The organism is Streptomyces sp. NPDC060028 (assembly GCF_042736725.1).
Taxonomy (GTDB): domain Bacteria; phylum Actinomycetota; class Actinomycetes; order Streptomycetales; family Streptomycetaceae; genus Streptomyces.
This window is the reverse complement of sequence record NZ_JBHWVJ010000004.1, coordinates 1-23,018: the sequence shown is the minus strand read 5'-3', so window position 1 is coordinate 23,018 and position 23,018 is coordinate 1. Positions and strand designations below refer to the sequence as shown.

Genomic DNA, 23,018 nt, shown 5'->3' with positions numbered 1-23,018 from the left:
GGAGTCCTCAGCATCCTTTCCATGCGTGGATTCCTTGCTTCCTCGATCGGCGTCGCGACGGCAGCCGCACTGGCCCTGCCGCTCGTGCTCCCCACTCCGGCCCTTGCCACCCCTGCCACGGCGACGGTCGCCCCGGTGGTCCCCGGGTCCACCCAGTCACTGCCACTCGCCCCGTTGGGACCGGCCGCGGAGCGGTCCCCCGGCGTCCCCGGCATGAGCACCTCGCCCCGCCTGCCCGAGGCGCGGGGCCTGACCGCCCGCGAGGTCAAGACGTTCTCCCTGATCGGTGTCGTCTGGGACGACGCCGGCACCGAGCTGTTCGGCCGGGTCCAGGTCCGTACCCGCTCCGCGCGGACCGCGACCTGGTCCGACTGGCAGGACGTCGAGACCCACAACAGCGAGCACGCCGCCGACCCCGGCACACCGGAAGGCGGCTCCGACAAGGTCCGCGGCAGCACCGCCCCGCTGTGGGTGGGCGAGTCCGACGGCGTGGAGGTCCGCGTCCAGGCGGAACCCGGGAGCAACCGTGCCGCCGCGCGCCTGCCGTCGGGCATGCGCATCGAGCTCGTCGACCCCGGCGCGACGGGCGGGCAGCCGACGGCGCCCGACGGCAAGAACGGCACGCCGACGGGCGACGACAAGGGCGAGATCGGACTGCTGCCCGGCATGACGATGGAGATGGCGGAGTCCTCCGCCGCCAACGTCCCGATGGCCCCGCTCGGCGCGAACGAGATCCCCGCGCTCGACAAGGCCGACTCGACCGCCGACGCCGTGCTCGCCGACGACACGCTCGAAGCGGCCGGGCGCCCGTACATCGGGCCGCGCCCGCGCATCGTCACCCGCAAGGGGTGGGGCGCGGACGAGGAACTGCGCGAGAAGGGCTTCGTCTACACGAACACGGTCAAGGCGGCCTTCGTCCACCACACCGCCTCCGGCAACAACTACGCCTGCAAGGACGCCCCGGCGGTGCTGCGCAGCCTCTACCGCTACCACGTGATCAGCAGCGGGTGGCGGGACATCGGCTACAACTTCGCCGTCGACAAGTGCGGCACCGTGTACGAGGGGCGCGCGGGCGGGGTCGCCAAGCCGGTGATGGGCGCGCACACCATGGGGTTCAACACGGACAGCATGGGCGTCGCGGTGATCGGCTCGTTCACCTCCACGGCCCCGCCGGCGGCGGCGGTGGACGCGGTGGCGCGGCTGACCGCGTGGAAGCTGGGCCTCTTCGGGGCGGACCCGCGGGCGAAGACGACCCTGAAGTCGGGCGGCGGCAACCGGTACCCCAAGGGCAAGAACGTGTCGATGAACGTCATCTCGGGCCACCGCGACGGCTTCGCGACGGAATGCCCGGGCAAGCGGCTCTACAGCCTGCTCCCCCCGACCCGCACCTCGTCGGCGAAGCTCCAGGGCCGCTAGTGCTGTGGCCGGGAAGGTTTGCCGGGGCGCGGTGTCCGGTGCGGTGCGTCGCAAGGCGGGGGACCGTGTCTCGTACTGGACGTACTTGCGCGGTCCGACAACGCGGCGAGGTGCCGTGCCGGGCGCCGCGACGCGGTGAACCTTTCCGGCCACAGCACTGGCCACAGCACCAGTGCTCCGCCCCCGGAGCCCCGCGCCTCCAACACCGGCCGGGCCGGATTTCGGCTGATGCCGCCGGGCCGGGGCACCCGGGGTCCGGGGCGGAGCCACCGGGTGCCCCGGCTCGGCGGGCTACGCTCAAAGGCATGGCCGGCCGTTTCGACCCCCTCACCCGCACCGCCGCCCGCGGCGGCCGCACCGTCGTACCCCGCGGCAGCGGCCACACGGCCGGCGCCGACGCCGGCGCCAAGTCCCGCACCTGGACCCCCGACGGCCCGCTGGACCTCGGCCTCACCCTCGGCCCCCTCAGGCGCGGCCCCGGCGACCCGACCTTCCGCACCACCCCCGACGGCTCGGTCTGGCGGGGCGCCCAGACCCCCGCCGGCCCCGCCACGATCCGTGTCGCCGCCCACACGACCACGGTGTACGCCGAAGCCTGGGGCCCGGGCGCCGACTGGCTCCTCGACGGACTGCCCGCCCTGCTCGGGGCGGGCGACGACCCCGCCGCCTTCGTCCCGCGCCACCGCCTCGTGCACGCCAGCCACCGCCGCCGCCCGGGCCTGCGGCTGACCCGTACCGGCCTGGTCCTGGAATCCCTGATCCCCACCGTGCTGGAGCAGAAGGTCACGGCCGACGAGGCGTACCGTGCCTGGCGCCGCCTGGTGCGCCAGTACGGCGAGCCCGCGCCGGGCCCGGGCCCGGCCCCGCAGGACCTGTACGTGATGCCGGACCCCCGCACCTGGGCCCTGATCCCCTCCTGGGACTGGCACAAGGCCGGCGTCGACGCCAAGCGTTCCGCCGCCATCGTCCGGGCCGCCCGCGTCGCGAACCGCCTGGAGGAGGCCGCGGCCATGGAGCTCCCCGAGGCGACCGCCCGCCTGGAGGCCGTCCCCGGCATCGGCCCGTGGACCTCCGCCGAGACCCTCCAGCGCAGCAACGGCGCCCCCGACGCCGTCACCACCGGCGACCTGCACCTGCCGGGCATCGTCGGCTACGCGCTGGCCGGCGACCGCGACGCCGACGACGCCGCGATGCTGGAGCTCCTCGCCCCGTACGCAGGCCAGCGCCACCGCGCCGCCCGCCTCATCCTGCTGGCCGGAGCCGCCCCGCCGCGCCGCGCCCCGCGGATGCCCCGCGGAGACATCGGCCTGCTCTGAGCGCCGCGCCGGCGAGCGCCGCGCCGGCGAGGGCCGCGCCGGCGACTACCGCACCTCGATGAACTGCTCCGCCTCGCGCGCCGGCCGCTGCGCCGGCGGCGAGGCCGCGTGACCCACGGCCACCGCCCCCATCGGGTCCCAGTCGTCCGGCAGCCCGAGCACCTTGCGCACGACGTCCCGGCAGAACATCGTCGAGGACACCCACGCCGACCCCAGCCGCTCCCCGGCCAGCGCGATCAGGAAGTTCTGTACGCCCGCGCCCATCGCGACCACGAACATCTCCCGCTCCGCCGCGTCCCGGCGGGCGTGCCCGTAGTCGTGCGCCCCGTCCGTCACCAGACACGGCACCACCAGGTACGGGGCGGCGCGCAGCACGTCGCCGCGCCGCACCCGCTTCGCGATGGACTGCGGCGACTTGCCGTCCCGCCGCAGGTCCTCGACCCAGGCGTCCCGCATCGCGTCCAGCAGCTCCAGCCGCGCCGCGGCCGACTCCAGCAGGACGAACCGCCACGGCGTCGTGTGGTGCGGGGCCGGGGCCGTCACGGCCGCCGCCACCGCGCGGCGGACGGCGCCCGGGTCGACCGGGTCGGCGGTGAAGGCCCGTACCGTACGGCGCTGCGTCACGGCCTCCCGTACGGCCTCCGAGGTGCCCAGGCGGAACATGTCGTCGGCGGGCGAGCGCACCAGGTCCCGCGCGGTCGACCCCTCGCCCAGTACGTGGGCCAGCCCGCGCACCACCGCCACCGGCAGCCCGGCGGCCTTGCCCTTGACCAGGTCCCCGGCGGCCGCCAGCTCGTCCGCGGTGGCCACCACGGTCGCGCTCAGCGGGTTGCCGTGCGCGTCCGTGGCGCCGCGCAGGTCGTCCAGCACCCGTACCCCGGCCGAGCCGATCGCGACGTCGGTCAGCCCGGTGCGCCACGGCCGCCCGAAGGTGTCCGTCACCACCACCCCGACGTCCACGGACAGCAGGTCCCGCAGCCCGGCCCGGATGGCCCGAGCCGAGGCGTCCGGGTCCTGGGGCAGCAGCAGCACCGTGCCGGGGGCCGTGTTCGAGGCGTCCACGCCGGCCGCGGCCATCACCAGGCCCTGGCGGTTCTCGACGATGCGCAGGGTCCCGCGCCGCGCGACCACCCGTACGGTCTCCGCGTCTATGGCATCCTCGCGCGAGTCGGCCCGGACGATCCGGCCCTCCGCCTTCGAGACGATCTTCGACGTGACCAGCAGGACGTCCCCGTCCCGCAGGCCGGGCTCCGCGGCCGCGATCAGGCGCGCCAGGTCGTCGCCGGGGCGGACCTCGGGGATCTTGCCGACGGCCCGGACCTCGTACGAGGGGGTGTCCTCGCGAGAGGCGTGCGGGGTGGTCACCGGGAGGCCTCCGCGAGCTCCAGCGCGGCCCGGGCCATCGCGGCGGTGGCGGCCAGGTCGGTCATCATCAGCGGCACCGCCCGGCAGGTGATCCCGGCCGCCTCCACCTCGGCGACGGATCGCGCGTCGGCGGTGTCGACCAGCCAGCCGTCGAGCAGCCCGGTGCCGTAGTGCAGGGCGACCGCGGCGGCGGTGGACTCGACGCCGACCGCGGCGAGCACCTTGTCGGCCATGCCGCGTACGGGGGCGCCCCCGACGATGGGGGAGAGGCCCACGACGGGCGCCTGGGCGGCGGCGACGGCCTCCCGGATGCCGGGGACGGCCAGGATGGTCCCGACCGAGACGACGGGGTTGGACGGCGGGAAGATGATCACGTCGGCGGCCGCGATGGCCTCCAGTACGCCGGGCGCGGGCTTGGCCTGTTCGGCGCCGACGGGTACGACGGCCTCCGCGTCCACCGCGGCGCGCATCCGGACCCAGTACTCCTGGAAGTGGACGACCCTGCGTTCGCCGGTCTCGGCGTCGGTGATCGCGACGTGCGTCTCGACGCGGTCGTCGGACATGGGCAGCAGCCGGACCCCGGGCTGCCAGCGGTCGCAGAGCGCCTCGGTGACGGCGCTGAGCGGATAGCCGGCGTCGATCATCTGCGTACGGACGATGTGGGTGGCGAAGTCGCGGTCGCCGAGGCCGAACCAGGTGGGGCCGACCCCGTACGCCGCGAGTTCCTCCTTGACGGTGAAGGACTCGTCGGTGCGGCCCCAGCCCTGGTCCTCGTTGATGCCACCGCCGAGGGTGTACATCACCGTGTCCAGATCGGGGCACACCTTCAGCCCGAACAGGTGAATGTCGTCACCGGTGTTGCCGATGACCGTGATGGCCGCGTCGGGAACCGCGGCCTTGAGGCCGCGGAGGAAACGGGCGCCGCCGATGCCGCCGGCCAGAACAACAATGCGCATGCAGCGCAGTCTGTCAGGCCGCTCCCCGTCAGACGGAGACGGCCTCCGGCCTGGCCGGGGAGCAGTTGTGCATCGGCATCTCGGTCAGCCCGGGGAAGTACACGTGCAGGCTGACCGCACCGTCGAGGGTGTCGTTGACGACCTCGTGGGCGTAGCCGGGGGCGAAGACGCGCTGGGAGCCGGCGCGCAGGGTGAGCGGTCCGCGGGCGGGGTGCGGGGTGTTCTCGGTGAGCTCGCCCTCCAGGACGGTCAGCACACCGGAGGAGGCGCCGTGGTCGTGCAGGCCGCTGCCCTGGCCGGGGACCCAGCTGAGCAGCCAGACCTCGTAGCCGGGGCCGGTGCGCAGCCGGTGGTACCAGCGGGTGGTGGCGTCGTACCGGACGAGGTGCTCCCACTCGGAGCGGTTCTCGGCGATGGAGCGGGCGAGGCCCGCGAACTCGGCGACGGTGGCCGGGTGTTCGCGGGCGGGCTGCAGGAGGTGCTGTACGGAGAGGATGTCGCCGGCGATCTGGAGGTCGCTCTCGACGGTGAGGGGGGTGCTGTTCATCGTGGGGGAGTCCTCGACGGATGTCAGTGGTGCGGCGGTTGCTGTGGGGGCGGGCCGGAGCTCAGCGGAGCCGAAGCTCCGGAGGCATCAACAGCCGCAACAGCAACAGCGAACCTGGGCAGCCCACAGGAACCCACGAAAGGGGGTCCGGGAGGTGGCTGCGGTCACTGACATGGCAACAAGGAGACCCGGTGGGGGGTCGGACTGTCAACTCAATGTCCGGTTTTGGTGCAAAAGTTTCACCTCATCCGGTTACGGTGTCCGGAGAAAGGTTTGTGCAATCCGAACCCGGGAACTGGCGCTTCACACCTCGTCGCACCGTCACTTCGTGGCCGAAATGTGATCCGCACCGCTTCTTCGGCCGGATCGGAACCCCACCACAGGGTGACGCGTCGGCTGCTGGTGTGGGAGTGGCGTTTGTGGTGCCCGTGGCATGTGTCACGATTTTTGGCGATATGAACACTTTCTGCATAGCCTTGGTTCCGCAGAGTGAATAAGGGGCCCAATAGCAGATCTCGGCTTGACTGCGCCGGAGCCCCCCACTTGTAATTTCACTCGTGTCGTTACGTAGCTATGAGTAACGGCAACACCACGGGGACGCACAGACAGAGCGAGGGGCGCACATGACCGAGCTGTTTCAGGAACTGCTGGTCGAGGAGGCGGACGAGGAGCTCGGATGGCAGGAGCGCGCACTGTGCGCCCAGACCGACCCCGAGTCCTTCTTTCCCGAGAAGGGCGGCTCCACCCGCGAGGCCAAAAAGGTCTGCCTGGCCTGTGAAGTCCGCTCCGAATGCCTGGAGTACGCCCTCGCCAACGACGAGCGATTCGGCATCTGGGGCGGCCTGTCCGAACGAGAGCGCCGCCGGCTGAAGAAGGCCGCGGTCTGAAGCTGCCCCGGCGCTCACTGCCCGGCGCCCACGGTACATCCCATGACATATCGAACGCCGCGCACGGCATAGCCGAAAGCCCGGCCGCACCACCGCAAGCACCACCGCAAGCACCACCGCAAGCACCACCACAAGTACCGCCGCACGTACCGCCGCGAACACCGAGAGCGGCATCGCGACGAGCAGAGCAAACGGTCCGCCTCCTGCACCTTCCCCGCTGGAGGCGGACCGCTGTGTTTACAGCCGTTAGTGTGGGGCGCTGTCCAGCAGCCTCCGAGGGCACACCACCCCCGGATCCCCGGCCGGAGGGCCCGTACCGCGATGTCCCTGCACAGCCAGTCGACGGCCTCCTACCAGGCTGCCGCCACACCAGAGTTCCCCCGGCACGTCGTCACCGCGGTGCTCGTCGCCCACGACGGCTCCCGCTGGCTGCCCCGGACGCTCGCCGGCCTCCTCGGCCAGGAACGCCCCGCCCAGAGCCACATCGCCGCCGACACCGGCAGCGCCGACGACTCCGCGCGCCTGCTCACCGAGGCCCTCGGCGACGACCGGGTCCTGCACCTCGCCCGCCGCACCGGATTCGGCGCGGCCGTCGACGAGGCCGTCCGCACCGCGGGCACCCTCACCCCCGAGGACCTCCCGTACCTCAAGCGCCCCTCGGGCTGGGACCCCGTCAGCCGCACCTGGCGCGACGACAACTACGACCTCCCCGAACTGCCCCACGGCGACCCCGTCCAGTGGCTCTGGCTGCTCCACGACGACTGCGCCCCCGAGCCCGACGCCCTCGCCGAACTGCTGCGCGTCGCCGAGGACAACCCCGAAGCCGCCGTCATCGGCCCCAAGCTGCGCGGCTGGTACGACAAGAAGCAACTCCTCGAAGTCGGCGTCACCATCGCCCGCAGCGGCCGCCGCTGGACCGGACTCGACCGCCGCGAACAGGACCAGGGCCAGCACGACCAGGTCCACCCCGTCCTGTCCGTCTCCACCGCCGGCATGCTCGTACGCCGCGACGTGTACGACGCCCTCGGCGGCTTCGACCGCCGCCTGCCCCTCATGCGCGACGACGTCGACCTGTGCTGGCGCGCCCAGAGCGCCGGCCACACCGTCCTCATCGCCCCCGACGCAGTCCTGCGCCACGCCGAGGCCTCCGCCCGCGAACGCCGCACCGTCGACTGCGCCGGCCGAACCACCGCCAGCCCGCACCGCGTGGACAAGGCCGGCGCCGTCTACACGATGCTCGCCAACAGCTCGGGCCGCGCGCTCCCGTACGTCCTGCTGCGCGTCCTCGTCGGCACCGTGCTGCGCACCCTCGCCTACCTCGTCGGCAAGGCCCCCGGCCAGGCCGTCGACGAGATCACCGGACTCCTCGCCACCCTGCTGAGACCCGGTCGCATCCTGGCCGCCCGCACGGCGCGCCGCCGCCCCGCGGTCCCCGCCAAGGAACTGCGCCCGCTCTTCCCGCCGCCCGGCGCCACCCTGCGCGCCAACGCCGAACAGCTCGCCGGCTACTTCGGCGGCGACCGCGACACCGAGGCCGCCGCCGCGGGACGCCACGGCGGCGCCGTCGAGTCCGGGCCCGGCGGAGACGACGCCGACTACCTGGAGATCGAACAGTTCGCGCGCCTCAAGCGGATCGCGCGCAAGCCCGCGCCCGTCCTCTTCGCGCTCCTCCTGCTCGTCTCCCTGATCGCCTGCCGCTCCCTGCTCGGCGGCGGCTCCCTCATGGGCGGCGCCCTGCTGCCCGCCCCCGACAGCGGACTCGACCTCTGGCGCCGCTACACCGGCGACTGGCAGCCCGTCGGCACCGGCTCCACCACCGGCGCGCCCCCCTACCTCGCCGTCCTCGGCGCGATCTCCACCCTGATGTTCGGCTCCACCGCCACCGCCCTGACCCTGCTGCTCGTCTGCTCGGTGCCGCTCGCCGGACTCGCCGCCTACTTCGCCTCCCGGCCGCTCGTCGAGTCCCGGCTGCTGCGCGGCTGGGCCGCCATCGCCTACGCCTTCCTCCCCGCCGTCACCGGAGCCCTCGCCGGCGGCCGCCTCGGCACCGCCGTCCTCGCGATCCTGCTCCCGCTCATCGCCCGCTCCGCGGTCGCCGCCTTCGGGTTCGCGGGATCCGAGGGCACCGGCAGCTGGCGCGCGACGTGGACCTACACCCTCCTGCTGACGCTGGCCACCGCCTTCACCCCCGTCGTGTGGCCGCTCGCCGCAGTGCTGGGCACCGCCGCGCTCGTGATGCGCCGCGCGCAGTGGAAGGCGTACGGGCCGCGGCTCCTGGCCACCCTCGCCGTCCCGGTCCTCGTCCTCGCCCCGTGGTCGCTGAGCCTGCTCACCCACCCCGCCCGCTTCCTGCACGAGGCCGGACTGTCCTACGGAACCGGCTCCGCGAGCGCCCTCGACCTCCTCGGCATCAGCCCCGGCGGACCCAAGACCGCCGGCGGACTGGTGCTGATCGGCATCGTCCTGGCCGCGCTGGCCGCGCTGGTGCGCTCCGAGCGGCAGTTCGCCATCCGCACCGCCTGGGCCACCGCCCTGGCCGCGCTGGTCCTCGCCGTCCTCCTCAACCGCAGCGCCTGGGCCGGGCCCGCCACCCTCGTGTACGGGCTCGCCCTGCTGGCCGCCGCCGTGCTCGGCGCCGACGGCGCCAAGGAACGCGTCGCCGCCAGCAGCTTCGGCTGGCGCCAGCCGCTGGCCGCGCTCATCGCGCTCGCCGCCGCCGTCGGCCCGCTGCTCGGCGCGGCCGGCTGGATGCTGAGCGGCGCAGCCGGCCCGCTCCAGAGGCGCGACCCCGTCCAGGTCCCGGCCTTCGTCGCCGAGGAGAGCGGCACCCGCGACCAGGCCCGCACCCTCGTCCTCGGCGCCACCTCGCCCGCCGCGCTCTCCTACACCCTGGTCCGCGGCTCCGGCGGCCACCTCGGCGACGCCGAACTGGCCGCCCAGGCCGGCAGCGACTCCCGCCTCGACAAGGTCGTCTCCAGCCTCGTCGCCGGCTCCGGCGCCGACCAGACCGACCAGCTCGGCGGCTTCGCCATCCGCTACATCCTGGTCCGCGACGGCGCCCCGCAGCAGATGCGCAAGGTCCTCGACGCCACCCCGGGCCTCAGCCGCCTCAGCCAGGTCGACGGAAGCGCCCTGTGGCGGGTGGACCGCCAGGTCGCCCGCGCCGTGATCGTCTCCGGCAAGCCCGGCGAGGCCCCGATCCCGGTCGCCTCCGGCCCCGTCGAGGTCCACACCAAGATCCAGGCCGGCGAGGCGGGCCGCGTCCTGCGCATCGCCGACCGGGCCGCCCCCGGCTGGCAGGCCACCCTCGACGGCAAGCCGCTCAAGGCCAAGACCGTCGACGGATGGGCGCAGGCCTTCGAGCTCCCCGCCGCCGGCGGCCGCCTCGACCTCGTCCACGAGGACGCCCTCACCCGGACCGCCTGGCACTGGGCGCAGGGCCTGCTCGCGCTCGTCCTGCTCGTGATGGCCCTACCCGGCCGCCGCGCCCGCCTCGACGACGACCTGCCCGAGGACGAGGCCGCCATCCCGGCCCAGCCCGGACCGGGCGAGGCCGGGGAGGGCCGCCGCGCCCGCCGGCTGCGCGCCGAGGCCGAGACCGCCAACGCCTCGGAGACGGCCGCCGCCGAGACCGCCGCCGCGGTCGCCGCCGACCCGTACGCGGACATCCCGGCGCAGCCGGTGTACGGGGAGGACACGTACGCGTACCAGGCGTACGGCGACCAGGACGGTTACGCGTACGAGCAGCAGGAGCCCCAACAGCCCCCGCAGCCCCCGTACGCGCCGCCGGCCCCGGAGTACGAGCCGTACCCCGCGCCGGACCAGCCGTACGGCGAGCAGCCGTACGCGGACCAGCCCTACCAGGACCAGCAGTTCGAGCCGCAGCAGTACGAGCAGCCGTACGAGCAGCCGTTCCAGCAGCAGTACCCCCACCCGTACGACCCGTACGACACCTACGGACAGCACGACCCGCGTCCGGACGGGAGCCCCCAGCAGTGAAGCGCGCACCCCTGACGCTCGCGGCCGTGGCGGCGGCGCTCGCCGCCGTCACCGCCGTCGCCTCCCTCACCGCGCCCGCCGACGACGCCTCCGCCGCCACCGAGGGCAAGGCGTCGGCCGCGGCCGCCCGGATGCCGGTGGAGCGGTCGCTGCTGGTGTGCCCGGCGCCCAGTTCCTCCGACATCGCCGACACCCAGTACACGGCGATCACCCCGGGCAAGGCCGCCGCCGGCGGCAAGGGCTCGGCCCGGCTGCTGGGCGCGACCAAGGACGCCAAGCAGGTGCTGGAGCTCAAGGAGCCCGGCAAGCCCGTCGGCGCCAAGGCGTCCGGCGCCGAGGCGCCCGCGCTGACCGGCACCGCCGACGGGTTCCTCGCCCCCGGCTGGACCGCGCAGCAGACCACGGTGGTCTCGGTCGGCCGCGCCCGCGGCGTGCTCGGCATGAGCTGCACCGCGCCCGGCACCGACTTCTGGTTCCCCGGGGTGAGCACCGCCAAGGGGCGCGAGGACTACGTCCACCTCACCAACCCCGACGACACCGCGGCCGTCGTGGACATCAAGCTGTTCGGCCCGGACGGGGTGCTCAAGCCCGACCAGGGCACCAGCGAGAACATCCGCATCGACCCGAAGTCCACCAAGGCCATCTCCCTGTCCTCCCTCGCCCCCGGCGCCCAGATCCCGGACGTCACCGCCCACGTCACCACCCGCGCGGGCCGGGTCGGCGCCACCGCTCAGGCCGCCGAGGAGGGGGTCGGCTCCGACTGGCTGCCCGCCTCCGTCGACCCGGCGGGCTCGCTGGTGCTGCCCGGGATCCCCGCGGACGCCACCTCCGTACGGCTGGTCGCCTTCGCACCCGGCGGCGAGGACGCGGACCTCAAGATCCGCCTCGCCGGTCCGAACGGTTCCATCAGCCCGGCGGACAACGAACAGCTGCACGTCAAGGCGGGCATGACCGCGAGCGTCGACCTCAAGGACGTCACCCGCGGCGAACCCGGCTCGCTGGTGCTGACCCCCGCCGACGGCAAGGCGGCGGTCCCGGTGGTCGCGGCGGTACGGGTGGTCCGTGGCAGCGGCGCCAAGCAGGAGCTCGGCTTCGTCCAGGCCGCCGCCCCGGTCGGCACCCGGGCCACCGTCGCCGACAACCGGACCGAGGAGAACGCGACGGTGCTGTCCCTGACGGCGACGGGCGCCGACGCGAAGGTCAAGGTGACGGCCTCACCCGGCACCGAGGGCGGCGAGGCGGCCTCCCAGGAGGTCACCGTCAAGGCGGGCACCACCCAGACGGTGGCCGTGGCCCCCGCCGGCGGGAAGGGCGCGTACGCCCTCACGGTGGAGACCCTCTCCGGCGGCCCCGTCCACGCGTCCCGCACGCTGACCATCCCGCGCGACGGCATCCCGATGTTCACCGTGCAGACCCTGTCGGACGACCACTCAACGGTCTCGGTCCCCAAGGCGAGCCAGGACCTCTCGGTCCTGACCGACTGACAGCGCGCGTACGGGCAGGGCGCGTCAGAGCGCGTCAGTCCTGCCCGTAGCGCGGGTCCACCGTCTCCGGGGACAGCCCCAGCAGCTCCGCCACCTGCTCCACCACGATCTCGTGGATCAGCAGCGCCCTGTCGTCCCGCGACTTCGCACGGATCTCCACGGGCCGGCGGAACACCACGATCCGGGCCGGCCGCCCGTCCGCCGGCTCCGCCAGCGCGCCCAGCGGCACCGCTTCGTCGTTCCAGCCGGCGTCCGCGCCGCCCGGCGGGCCCGGCACGTCCCCGACCAGGAACTCCACCTCGGCCAGCTGTGGCCAGCGCCGCTCCAGGCGCTCCACGGAGTCCCGTACGAGGTCGCCGAACAGCTCCGCACGACTCGCCGACAGCGGCACCTGCGGCGGGGCCACCGGCCCGCGCATCCCGCGCCCGTGCCGGTCACGTCGGCGCACCCGCGGCTCGGCGGGAGGCCCCGCGGCGGAGTCGGCCGGGAGGGGAGGGGGCAGAGGGCTGTCCGTCACCCCCGCAGCGTAGCCCGCGCGCCCGCCCCCGCTCCGGCCTTCGCACCGGCCACGGTCCGATGTCGTACGCGGAACGATTCGGCCAAGGTTGGGCCGCGTTCCGGACTCCCCGCACCGGACCCGGGCACGGTCCGCACGCCGCGCCACGACGACACGGGGGAGTGACCGGCGGGAGAGTCGTCGCGGCCCGGTCAAGAGTGCGGTACCGTCCAACGTCGTGAGCCTTGTACGTCGCTGTTCGCGCACCGCGTGCGGCCGCCCTGCCGTCGCGACACTGACGTACGTCTACGCCGATTCGACCGCAGTTCTCGGCCCGCTCGCCACCTACGCCGAACCCCACTGCTATGACCTGTGCGCCGAGCACTCGGAGCGCCTGACGGCCCCGCGCGGCTGGGACGTCGTACGCCTCTCCGACGGCTCCGCGCCGTCCCGCCCCACCGGCGACGACCTCGAAGCCCTGGCCAACGCCGTGCGCGAGGCGGCCCGTCCGCCGGAACGCGCGGCCGAGGCCGGCGGCGGCCGCAAGGGCACCCAGGCCACCGGCGAGACACGCCGGGGACACCTCCGTGTCCTGCGTTCGCCCGACTCCTGACACGTGGATCGTCTGAAAAGTCGCTCTCCACACGAGGTAGGTTTGCTCCACCGCACAGGACCTTCAGGAGGGCAGGCAGTGGCCGCAGATCTTTCGAACATCGTCAAGGCATACGACGTACGAGGCGTCGTACCGGACGAGTGGGACGAGCCCCTGGCCGAGCTGTTCGGTGCTGCGTTCGTCGAGGTCACCGGAGCCACGGCCATCGTCGTCGGCCACGACATGCGCCCCTCCTCGCCCGGCCTGTCCGGCGCCTTCGCCCGCGGCGCGGCCGCCCGCGGCGTCGACGTCACCCTGATCGGGCTGTGCTCCACCGACCAGCTGTACTACGCCTCCGGCAAGCTGGACCTGCCCGGCGCGATGTTCACGGCCTCGCACAACCCGGCCCAGTACAACGGCATCAAGCTCTGCCGCGCGGGCGCCGCCCCGGTCGGCCAGGACACCGGCCTGTCCACCGTCCGCGAGCTCGCCGAGAAGTGGACCGACGAGGGCGCCCCGGCGATCCCCGCCGGCACCGTCCCGGGCACCATCACCGAGCAGGACAGCCTCGCCGGTTACGCCGAGCACCTCAAGGGCCTGGTGGACCTCACCGCCATCCGCCCGCTGAAGGTCGTCGTCGACGCGGGCAACGGCATGGGCGGCCACACCGTCCCCACCGTCTTCGAGGGCCTCCCGCTGGACCTCGTACCCATGTACTTCGAGCTGGACGGGACCTTCCCGAACCACGAGGCCAACCCGCTCGACCCGAAGAACATCGTCGACCTCCAGGCCCGCGTGATCGCCGAAGGCGCTGATCTCGGCCTCGCCTTCGACGGCGACGCCGACCGCTGCTTCGTCGTCGACGAGCGCGGCGAGGGCGTCTCCCCGTCCGCCATCACCGCCCTGGTCGCGGCCCGCGAGCTGGCCCGCAACGGCGGCACCGGCATCGTGATCCACAACCTGATCACCTCCTGGTCCGTCCCGGAGGTCGTCAAGGAGAACGGCGGCACCCCCGTCCGCACCCGCGTCGGCCACTCCTTCATCAAGGAGGAGATGGCCAAGTCCGGCGCCATCTTCGGCGGCGAGCACTCCGCGCACTACTACTTCAAGGACTTCTGGAACGCGGACACCGGCATGCTCGCCGCGCTCCACGTCCTGGCGGCCCTCGGCGGCCAGGACGGCACCCTGTCCGACCTGGTCTCCTCCTACGACCGCTACGTCGGCTCCGGCGAGATCAACTCCACCGTCGCCGACCAGGCCGGCCGCACCGCCCTGGTCAAGGAGACCTACGGCTCCCAGGACGGCGTCACCGTCGACGAACTGGACGGCCTGACGGTCACCACCGCCGACTGGTGGTTCAACCTGCGCCCCTCCAACACCGAGCCGCTCCTGCGCCTCAACGTGGAAGCCCGCGACCAGGCCACCCTCACCAAGATCCGCGACGAGGTCCTCGCCCTCGTCCGCGCCTGACCCGAACCCCGGCGGGGCCGGCCACCGGCCCCGCCGGGGTTTGAGGCGCGGGGTCCGGGGCGGAGCCCCCCCGCTGCCCGCCCGCGCACCGGCACCGCCGGATCACATCGCACCGCACCGGTGGTGGACCGGCGGTACGCTGACCTCGCCCGATCCACCTCCCCGAAGGGAACCCGCCCCATGCCGCTCGAAGCCGGCCTCCTGGAGATCCTCGCCTGCCCCGCCTGCCACTCGCCCCTCGAGGACAAGTCGGCCGACGAGACGGCACCCGAGCTGATCTGCACCGGCACCGCGGACTGCGGTCTCGCCTACCCGGTACGCGACGGCATCCCGGTCCTCCTCGTGGACGAGGCCCGCCGCCCCGCGTAGCCCGCCCCACCCGCGCAGACCGCCCACGCCGTCAACACCGCCGGAGGCCGCCATGCTCGACGAGTCGCTCCTCGACGCACCGGAGGACCTGGCCCGCGCCGACCGCCGCGGCCTGCTCCGCGGCGCCGCCGAGGCCGGCGCCCGGGTCCGCACCGCCGCCCGGCACGCCGCGGAAGCCGGCCTCGGGGACCTGCGCCCCGACGGCCGCCCCCGCGCCGTGCTCATCGCCGGCCCCGGCACCGCCGCCACCGGCGTCGCCGACCTGCTGGGCGCCCTCGCCGGAGCCTCCGCCCCGGTCACCCGGCTGCACCCCACCGGGGTCGCACACGCCCCCGGCGCACTGCGCTGGGCGGTGCCCGGCTGGGCCGGCCCCGTCGACCTGCTGCTCATCGCCACCACCGACGGCACCGAGCCCGGCCTCGCCGTCCTCGCCGAGCAGGCCTACCGGCGCGGCTGCACCGTCGTCGCCGTCGCGCCCGAACGCTCGCCCCTGAGCGAGGCGGTGGACGGCGCGCACGGGCTCCTCGTACCGATGGCCAGGGCCCCGTACCAGGAGTACGACGAGTCCGCGGCGGCCGGCCCCGGCGCCCTGTGGGCGCTGCTCACCCCGCTGCTGGTCCTCCTCGACAAGGTCGGCCTGATCACGGCGGCCCCCGGCACCCTGCAGCTCGTCGCCGACCGGCTCGACCGCACCGCCGAGCGCTGCGGCCCCGCCATCGCCACGTACTCCAACCCGGCCAAGACCCTCGCCTCCGAGCTCGCCGACTCCCTCCCGCTCATCTGGAGCGAGGGCGCCGCCGCCGGCCCGGCCGGCCGCCGCTTCGCCGCCACCCTCGCCGAGCTCGCCGGCCGCCCCGCGCTCGCCTCCGAGCTCCCCGAGGCACTGCCCGCCCACGGGGTGCTGCTGGCCGGGTCCTTCGCCGCCGGAGCCGACCCCGAGGACTTCTTCCGCGACCGCGTCGAGGAACCCCAGGCCCTGCGCGCCCGCGTCGTCCTGCTGCGCGACCGGCCGGCCGGCGGTCTGACCGCCGCCCCCGCCGCCCGCGAACTCGCCCTCAGCCACGACACGGCCATCAGCGAGCTCGAACCCGAGGAGGGCACGGAGCTCGAACAGCTCGCCGAACTCCTCGCCGTCACCGACTTCGCCACCGCCTACCTGGCGCTGGCCTCCAGGGGACACGGCTGAGGCACGCCCGGGCCGCCCCGCTCCAGTTCCAGATCCAGGAAAGACGACGATGGACCGCCTGACGAACACGATCCGCCCCTACGCCTGGGGATCCACCACCGCGATCCCGGCCCTCCTGGGAGTCGAGCCGACCGGTGAACCCCAGGCCGAGATGTGGTTGGGCGCCCACCCCGGGGCGCCGTCCCGCCTCGACCGCGGCGCCGGGACGATCACCCTCGCGGACGTCATCGCGGCCGACCCCGAGGGCGAGCTGGGAGCGGCCGCCGTCGCCAAGTTCGGCCCCAGGCTGCCCTTCCTCTTCAAGATCCTCGCCGCCGGCGCCCCGCTCTCCCTCCAGGTCCACCCCGACCTCGCCCAGGCCGAGGCGGGCTTCGCCGACGAGGAGAGCCGCGGCGTCCCGATCGACGCGGGCCACCGCAACTACAAGGACGCCAACCACAAGCCCGAACTGATCTGCGCGCTCACCCCCTTCGACGGCCTGTGCGGCTTCCGCCCCCCGCTGGAGGCCGCCGCGCTGCTCGAAGGCCTCGGCGTCGACTCCCTCAAGCCGTACGCCGACCTGCTGCGCGCCCACCCCGAGGAGGCGGCGCTGCGCGAGGTGCTCACCGCCGTACTGACCGCCGACCGCGCCGAGATGGCCCGTACGGTCACCGAGGCCGCGGCCGCCGCCGGCCGGCTCGGCGGCCCGTACACGCCGTACGCGGGGCTCGTGCACGACTACCCGGGCGACCCCGGCGTGATCGCCGCCATGCTGCTCCACCACGTCCGGCTCCAGCCCGGCGAGGCCATGTTCCTCGGCGCCGGCATCCCGCACGCCTACCTCGACGGACTCGGCGTCGAGCTGATGGCCAACTCCGACAACGTGCTGCGCTGCGGGCTCACCCCCAAGCACGTCGACGTCCCGGAGCTGCTCAAGGTCGTCATCTTCGAGCCCCGCGAGCCCGGACTGCTGCGCCCCGAGGGCGACGGCGAGGAGGTCTACGAGACCCCCATCGACGAATTCCGGCTCTCCCGCTTCGACCTGGCCCCCGGCGGCGCCCCGCAGACCCTCCCGGACGCGGCCCCGCAGATCCTGCTGTGCACCGCCGGATCCCCGATGGCGGGCGAACTGACCCTGGCCCCGGGCGAGTCGGTCTTCGTACCGGCGGGCGAAAAGGCCGAACTGTCCGGGACCGGCACCGTATTCCGTGCCACCGTGCTGGTCTGACGTGGCGTCCGTCCCGTCGGCTGCAACAATGTGCGGCCGGTAGTCAGTGGCTAGGAAGGACACCCCGCATCCATGAGCGCGTCGGGCGGTACAAGGGCGATCGTGGCGGCACTCGCCGCCAACCTCGCCATCGCTGTAGCCAAATTCGTGGCATACCTCTTCAGCGGCTCCTCGTCGATGCTCGCGGAAAGCGTCCACTCGCTGGCGGACTCCGGGAACCAGGGGCTGCTCCTCCTCGGCGGGAAGAAGGCGCAGCGCGAGGAGACACCGCAGCACCCCTTCGGCTACGGGCGTGAGCGCTACATCTACGCCTTCCTCGTCTCCATCGTGCTGTTCACGGTCGGCGGCATGTTCGCGATCTACGAGGGCTTCGCCAAGATCAAGGACCCGCACGAGATCGAGCACTGGTACTGGCCGGTCGGCGTCCTCGTCTTCGCGATCCTCGCCGAGTCCTTCTCCTTCCGTACGGCGATCAAGGAGTCGAACGAGATCCGCGGCACGCTGACGTGGATCCAGTTCGTCCGGCGCGCCAAGGCCCCCGAGCTGCCCGTGGTCCTGCTGGAGGACCTCGGCGCGCTCGTCGGCCTGGTCCTGGCCCTCGGTGGCGTCGGCCTCGCGCTGCTGACCGGCGACGGTGTCTGGGACGGCATCGGCACCCTGTGCATCGGCGTCCTGCTCATCATCATCGCGATCATCCTGGCCGCGGAGACCAAGTCCCTGCTGCTCGGCGAGGCCGCGGGCGCGGAAGAGGTCGAGAAGATCAAGGCCGCGCTCGTCGACGGGCACACCGTCACCGGCGTGATCCACATGCGGACCCTGCACCTCGGCCCCGAGGAGCTGCTGGTCGCCGCCAAGATCGCCGTCCGGCACGACGACACCGCGACCCAGGTCGCGAACGCCATCGACGCGGCCGAGGCCCGCATCCGCGAGGCCGTGCCCATCGCCCGGGTGATCTACCTGGAGCCCGACATCTACGACGCCGCCGCGCACGAGGCGGGCAAGGCCTGACGCCTGCGCCTACGAGGAAGGCCCCCGCGGCGAGTGCCGTGGGGGCCTTCCTCGTAGGCGTGCCGGCCGGGAGCTACCGGATCTCGCGCAGGACGTCCAGGATCGCCCGCTCGTCGGGGGCGCCCTGCAGGCGCTCCCGGAAGCCGGCGTCCATGAGCTTGCGCGACAGCAGCGCCAGGATCCGCAGGTGCTCGTCGCCGGCCGCGGCCTCCGGCACCGAGATCATGAAGATCAGCCGGGCCTTCGTCCCGTCCAGGGCGCCCCACTCGATGCCCTCCTCGGAGCGGGCGAAGCCCACGGTCGGGCGGGCCACCGCGTCCGTCTTGGCGTGCGGGATCGCGATCGACTCGCCGAGACCCGTGGTGCCCTGCGCCTCCCGGGCGAGGGCGACGCGTACCAGCTCGTCCACGTCCCGGACGTTGCCGGTGCCGGCCAGCATCTCGGCCATCTCGCGGATCGCCGCCTCCTTGGAGTCCGAGGCCAACTCGGTCTTCACGGTGCGCGCGGTCAGGTACCCGGACAGCACCTCGGGCTCCGCGGCGCCGGCCGGGGCCGCTGCCGGGGCCTGGACCGGAGCCTGGGCCTGGGCCTGGGCCTGGGCCGCCTGGACGGCCGCCGCGGTACCGGTACCGGCGCCGACGAGCGCGGGCTCCCGTACCGCCGCGGCCGCGACGGACCCGGGCGCCGTACCGCTCCTGCGCAGCTTGATCTCGATGAGCGCGTTCGTGGTGAGCGCCGTGACGGCCACACCGATCGCCATGGCGACGAAGAACATCGCGACACCGCTGACGGCGCCGAACAGCGCCACGATCGGACCGCCGTGCGGTACGGAGTTCTCGACACCGGCCAGGCCGGCGACGGCACCCGCCACCGCACCGCCGAGCATGTTCGCCGGGATGACCTGCGCGGGCCGTGCGGCGGCGAACGGAATGGCACCTTCGGAGATGCCGAAGAAGCCCATGAACAGCGCGGCGATGCCGGTCTCCCGCTCCTGGTCGCCGTAGAGCTTGCGGCGCAGCAGCGTGGCCAGGCCCTGGCCGAGCGGCATGACCGGGATGGCCGCGGCGGCCATGCCCATGACGTGGTTGTTGGTGCCGATGAGGCCGACGGCGACGAGGAAGGCGGTCTTGTTGACCGGACCGCCCATGTCGAAGGCGATCATCAGGCCGATCAGGGCGCCCAGCACGATCGCGCTGGAGCCGGTCATCCCGTTCAGCCAGCTGGTGAGGTTCGTGAAGACCCAGGAGATGGGCCGGCCGATGACGTAGATGTAGAGCAGTCCGAGCGCCAAGGTCGACAACACCGGGATCACGATGATCGGCATGATCGGCATGACGAACTTCGGGACCTTGACCTTCTTGATCCAGATCACCAGATAGCCGGCGAGGAAGCCCGTCGCGATGGCGCCGAGGAAGCCCGCGTTCGCGTCCGCGCCGTAGATGTGGACGGCGTCCGCGGCCAGGAAACCGCCGATCATGCCGGGGACCAGCGCGGGGCGGTCGCCGAGTGCGTAGGCGATGTAGCCGGAGAAGATCGGCAGCATCAGCTTGAAGCCGAGCCCGCCGAGGGCGTTGACGTAGAACCAGAACGAGTCCTTCTCGAACTCGATGCCCTTCGGCGTCGTGTGCCCGCCGAGCGCGATCGAGATCGCGAGCAGCAGACCGCCGACCACCACGAACGGGATCATGTACGAGACGCCGTTCATCAGCGCCTTGTACGCCTGGCTGCGCTCCCGCCCGCCGCCCGCGCCCGCGCCGCCCGCGCCCCTGCCGCTGCCCGCGGCGGCGGTCGTCCCGGCCTGTACCGGCGCGCTCTGCGCGCGCTCGATCAGTTCCTCCGGCTCGTGGATGCCGTCCGCCACGCCCGTCGCCAGGACCCGCTTGCCGGCGAAGCGCTCGCGGTCGACCTCCTTGTCGGCGGCGATGATGACCGCGTCCGCCTCCCTGACATCGTTGTCAGTGAGCACGTTCTCGGCCCCGATGGAGCCCTGCGTCTCCACCTTCATCCCGACACCGAGCCGATCGGCGGCCTGCTGGAGCTTCTCCGCGGCCATGTAGGTGTGCGCGATGCCCGTGGGACACGCGGTCACGGCAACCAACTTCACGGGACTGCGCCCGCTCGTGCCTGCGTCACCGGGAGGGCCTGCCGGACTGGTCACTGGAATCTCCTCACGCCTTCGGTCCTGCGGGATCGCGCATCCGACCCGACCCCACCGCATCCTGCTACAGGCAGGAGGCGGATCAAAAGTCCGAAAGGCCCTGAACTGTTCCGCTGGAAGGCCCGACCTCAAGATCGGACGTGCCCCTCCGCGGACTGGGGCACGCTCCGTCGATCGGTGTAGATTCGTCATCAGTGTCAGGCGTCGCTGCTGATGGCGGTCGGGCGGTCCCCGTGACCGGCCGAGGGGAGAGAGGGCCCCCGACGGACTGTGCTCGGTGTGCCGCCCCGTCTCACCACGGCCGGTGCACAGCTCAGCCGTACCCACCCTCTCGAACCATGAGGAGCAGCACCCATGGACTTCAAGGTCGCAGACCTGAGCCTTGCCGCCTTCGGCCGCAAGGAGATCACCCTGGCCGAGCACGAGATGCCGGGCCTGATGTCGATCCGCCGGGAGTACGCGGCGACCCAGCCCCTGGCCGGCGCGCGCGTCACCGGCTCCCTGCACATGACCGTGCAGACCGCCGTCCTCATCGAGACGCTCGTCGCCCTCGGCGCCGACGTCCGCTGGGCCTCCTGCAACATCTTCTCCACCCAGGACCACGCGGCCGCGGCCATCGCCGTCGGCCCGAACGGCACCCCGGAGAACCCGCAGGGCGTCCCCGTCTTCGCCTGGAAGGGCGAGACGCTGGAGGAGTACTGGTGGTGCACGGAGCAGGCGCTGACCTGGCCGAACACCCCCACCGGCGGCCCGAACATGATCCTCGACGACGGTGGTGACGCCACCCTGCTCGTCCACAAGGGCGTCGAGTTCGAGAAGGTCGGCTCCGCCCCGGACCCGGCCACCGCGGACTCCGAGGAGTACGGCTACATCCTCACCCTGCTCAACCGCACCCTGGGCGAGACCCCGCAGAAGTGGACGCAGCTCGCGTCCGAGATCCGCGGCGTCACCGAGGAGACCACCACCGGTGTCCACCGCCTGTACGAAATGATGGCCGAGGGCACCCTGCTCTTCCCGGCGATCAACGTGAACGACGCCGTCACGAAGTCGAAGTTCGACAACAAGTACGGCTGCCGCCACTCCCTCATCGACGGCATCAACCGCGCCACCGACGTCCTCATCGGCGGCAAGGTCGCGGTCGTCTGCGGCTACGGCGACGTCGGCAAGGGCTGCGCCGAGTCGCTGCGCGGCCAGGGCGCGCGCGTCATCGTCACCGAGATCGACCCGATCTGCGCCCTCCAGGCCGCGATGGACGGCTACCAGGTCGCCACGCTCCAGGACGTCGTCGAGACGGCCGACATCTTCATCACCACGACCGGCAACAAGGACATCATCATGGCCGCCGACATGGCCAAGATGAAGCACCAGGCCATCGTGGGCAACATCGGCCACTTCGACAACGAGATCGACATGGCCGGCCTGGCCAAGATCGAGGGCATCGTCAAGGACGAGGTCAAGCCCCAGGTCCACACCTGGAAGTTCCCCGACGGCAAGGTCCTGATCGTCCTCTCCGAGGGCCGCCTGCTGAACCTGGGCAACGCGACCGGCCACCCGTCCTTCGTGATGTCGAACTCCTTCGCGGACCAGACCCTGGCCCAGATCGAGCTCTTCACCAAGCCGGCCGAGTACCCCACCGACGTGTACGTGCTCCCCAAGCACCTCGACGAGAAGGTCGCCCGCCTGCACCTCGACGCCCTGGGCGTCAGGCTCACCACCCTGCGCCCGGAGCAGGCCGACTACATCGGCGTCAAGGTCGAGGGCCCGTACAAGCCGGACCACTACCGCTACTGATCCCCGCGGATCCACAGCACCGAGCCAGGCCCCCGGCACCACGCCGGGGGCCTGCCCCGTACCCACCCAAGGACTGGACTCCGGACCCATGCCCCGCGGCCGCTACTCGCTCCACGACCCGCACGACCACACCCCGCTAGGCGAGGAGCACTTCCACTGCGCCCCGGGCCCCTCCGGCTGGCGCTACGTCTCCCAGATCACCGGCCCGGACGGCGACCACCGCGGCTCCGTCGACCTCGCGATCGACGAACTCGGACGCCCCATCCGCCTCGAGGTGAACGCCGCGAGCTGGCAGGTCCGCGGCGCCGCCATCGACGGCGTCACCTGGGTACGCACCGACCCCGCCGGCGCCGAGGCCACCGAGGGCAACGTCCAGGCCCCCGGCTTCACCGGCACCTCCCCGGCCTTCCTCGTCGCGACGGCCCGGCTGCTCCGCCTGACCCCCGGCGCCCCCGCCACCCGCGTCCGGCTCGTCGCACTCACCGACCCGGTGCTGGCCCCCCGCACCGTCGACCAGGCCTGGGCCCTGCTGCGACGCGAGGAACACCCCACCGACAGCGGCCCGCTGCTGGTGGACGAATACCAGGTCAGCGCCCTGGACACCGGCGAGGTCCACACGATCCACCTCGCCGGGGACGTGGTCCTCTCGGCGCCCGGCATCGAACTCGAACACCTGGAAACCCCGCCGTCCTCCCTCAACGGCCAGGACCAGGGCGTCTAGTGCTGTGACCGGAAAGGTTCACCGCGTCGCGGCGCCCGGTACGGCACCTC

18 protein-coding genes are annotated in these 23,018 nt (G+C 73.2%); 13 read left to right on the top strand and 5 right to left on the bottom strand.

Annotated elements, in window-relative coordinates; genetic code table 11:
* Positions 1–21 precede the first annotated feature (21 nt).
* Together ACFWBF_RS03290 and ACFWBF_RS03285 are read left to right on the top strand one after the other, a co-directional pair.
* Positions 22–1,416: a peptidoglycan recognition protein gene (locus ACFWBF_RS03290; RefSeq protein ID WP_385594390.1), complete on the top strand. Its 1,395-nt coding sequence runs from the start codon at positions 22–24 to the stop codon at positions 1,414–1,416.
* A gap of 305 nt (positions 1,417–1,721) precedes the next feature.
* A complete protein-coding gene (locus ACFWBF_RS03285) occupies positions 1,722–2,732 on the top strand; it encodes a DNA-3-methyladenine glycosylase family protein (RefSeq protein ID WP_385594388.1) in 1,011 nt (336 codons plus the stop codon).
* A gap of 45 nt (positions 2,733–2,777) precedes the next feature.
* On the opposite strand, the gene ACFWBF_RS03280 is transcribed toward ACFWBF_RS03285, so the two are convergent.
* The 3 genes from ACFWBF_RS03280 to ACFWBF_RS03270 are packed head-to-tail and all read right to left on the bottom strand — an operon-like array spanning position 2,778 to position 5,600.
* Positions 2,778–4,097, bottom strand: a complete 1,320-nt coding sequence (locus tag ACFWBF_RS03280) for a coenzyme F420-0:L-glutamate ligase (RefSeq protein WP_385594385.1) — start codon at positions 4,095–4,097, stop codon at positions 2,778–2,780.
* Positions 4,094–5,053, bottom strand: a complete 960-nt coding sequence (cofD, locus tag ACFWBF_RS03275) for a 2-phospho-L-lactate transferase (protein WP_385594381.1) — start codon at positions 5,051–5,053, stop codon at positions 4,094–4,096. Before cofD ends, ACFWBF_RS03280 begins: the two co-directional genes overlap by 4 nt.
* 28 nt (positions 5,054–5,081) lie before the next feature.
* Positions 5,082–5,600 carry a cysteine dioxygenase gene (locus tag ACFWBF_RS03270; RefSeq protein ID WP_385594378.1) on the bottom strand — a complete coding sequence of 173 codons (519 nt, stop codon included), beginning with the start codon at positions 5,598–5,600 and terminating at the stop codon, positions 5,082–5,084.
* A 623-nt stretch (positions 5,601–6,223) separates the two neighbouring features.
* On the opposite strand from ACFWBF_RS03270, the gene ACFWBF_RS03265 reads away from it, so the two are divergent.
* The 3 genes from ACFWBF_RS03265 to ACFWBF_RS03255 all read left to right on the top strand — a co-directional run bounded on the left by ACFWBF_RS03265 (position 6,224) and on the right by ACFWBF_RS03255 (position 11,970).
* The gene (locus ACFWBF_RS03265) at positions 6,224–6,487 is read left to right on the top strand and encodes a WhiB family transcriptional regulator (protein ID WP_003983763.1); all 264 of its coding nucleotides are present in this window, start codon (positions 6,224–6,226) and stop codon (positions 6,485–6,487) included.
* A 321-nt stretch (positions 6,488–6,808) separates the two neighbouring features.
* Positions 6,809–10,486, top strand: a complete 3,678-nt coding sequence (locus ACFWBF_RS03260) for a glycosyltransferase (RefSeq protein ID WP_385594376.1) — start codon at positions 6,809–6,811, stop codon at positions 10,484–10,486.
* Entirely contained in the window at positions 10,483–11,970 is a 1,488-nt protein-coding gene (locus tag ACFWBF_RS03255) for a DUF5719 family protein (RefSeq protein WP_385594373.1), read from the top strand. The genes ACFWBF_RS03260 and ACFWBF_RS03255 overlap by 4 nt, the downstream gene beginning before the upstream one ends.
* Before the next feature lie 34 nt (positions 11,971–12,004).
* Here ACFWBF_RS03255 and ACFWBF_RS03250 read toward each other — a convergent pair whose 3' ends face one another.
* Entirely contained in the window at positions 12,005–12,487 is a 483-nt protein-coding gene (locus ACFWBF_RS03250; RefSeq protein WP_385594371.1) for a metallopeptidase family protein, read from the bottom strand.
* A 217-nt stretch (positions 12,488–12,704) separates the two neighbouring features.
* Between ACFWBF_RS03250 and ACFWBF_RS03245 the strand changes: the two genes are divergently transcribed.
* The 6 genes from ACFWBF_RS03245 to ACFWBF_RS03220 all read left to right on the top strand — a co-directional run bounded on the left by ACFWBF_RS03245 (position 12,705) and on the right by ACFWBF_RS03220 (position 18,298).
* On the top strand, positions 12,705–13,079 hold the full coding sequence (locus ACFWBF_RS03245) for a DUF3499 domain-containing protein (RefSeq protein ID WP_385594368.1): 375 nt from the start codon (positions 12,705–12,707) through the stop codon (positions 13,077–13,079).
* 78 nt (positions 13,080–13,157) lie between these two features.
* Positions 13,158–14,528 (top strand): phosphomannomutase/phosphoglucomutase, encoded by a 1,371-nt coding sequence (locus tag ACFWBF_RS03240; RefSeq protein ID WP_385594366.1) that lies wholly within the window; start codon positions 13,158–13,160, stop codon positions 14,526–14,528.
* 180 nt (positions 14,529–14,708) lie between these two features.
* Positions 14,709–14,897, top strand: a complete 189-nt coding sequence (locus ACFWBF_RS03235) for a Trm112 family protein (RefSeq protein WP_365916561.1) — start codon at positions 14,709–14,711, stop codon at positions 14,895–14,897.
* 52 nt (positions 14,898–14,949) lie between these two features.
* Positions 14,950–16,083, top strand: a complete 1,134-nt coding sequence (locus tag ACFWBF_RS03230) for an SIS domain-containing protein (RefSeq protein ID WP_385594363.1) — start codon at positions 14,950–14,952, stop codon at positions 16,081–16,083.
* 49 nt (positions 16,084–16,132) lie between these two features.
* A complete protein-coding gene (gene manA, locus ACFWBF_RS03225; protein WP_385594360.1) occupies positions 16,133–17,290 on the top strand; it encodes a mannose-6-phosphate isomerase, class I in 1,158 nt (385 codons plus the stop codon).
* Positions 17,291–17,362: 72 nt separating this feature from the next.
* Positions 17,363–18,298, top strand: coding sequence for a cation diffusion facilitator family transporter (locus ACFWBF_RS03220; protein WP_385594356.1), 936 nt, complete (start codon positions 17,363–17,365; stop codon positions 18,296–18,298).
* A gap of 73 nt (positions 18,299–18,371) precedes the next feature.
* On the opposite strand, the gene ACFWBF_RS03215 is transcribed toward ACFWBF_RS03220, so the two are convergent.
* On the bottom strand, positions 18,372–20,456 hold the full coding sequence (locus ACFWBF_RS03215) for a fructose-specific PTS transporter subunit EIIC (protein WP_385594352.1): 2,085 nt from the start codon (positions 20,454–20,456) through the stop codon (positions 18,372–18,374).
* A gap of 354 nt (positions 20,457–20,810) precedes the next feature.
* On the opposite strand from ACFWBF_RS03215, the gene ahcY reads away from it, so the two are divergent.
* Both ahcY and ACFWBF_RS03205 read left to right on the top strand, forming a co-directional pair.
* On the top strand, positions 20,811–22,247 hold the full coding sequence (gene ahcY / locus ACFWBF_RS03210; RefSeq protein WP_385594347.1) for an adenosylhomocysteinase: 1,437 nt from the start codon (positions 20,811–20,813) through the stop codon (positions 22,245–22,247).
* An 88-nt stretch (positions 22,248–22,335) separates the two neighbouring features.
* Positions 22,336–22,968 (top strand): hypothetical protein, encoded by a 633-nt coding sequence (locus ACFWBF_RS03205; RefSeq protein ID WP_385594344.1) that lies wholly within the window; start codon positions 22,336–22,338, stop codon positions 22,966–22,968.
* Positions 22,969–23,018: the final 50 nt, after the last annotated feature.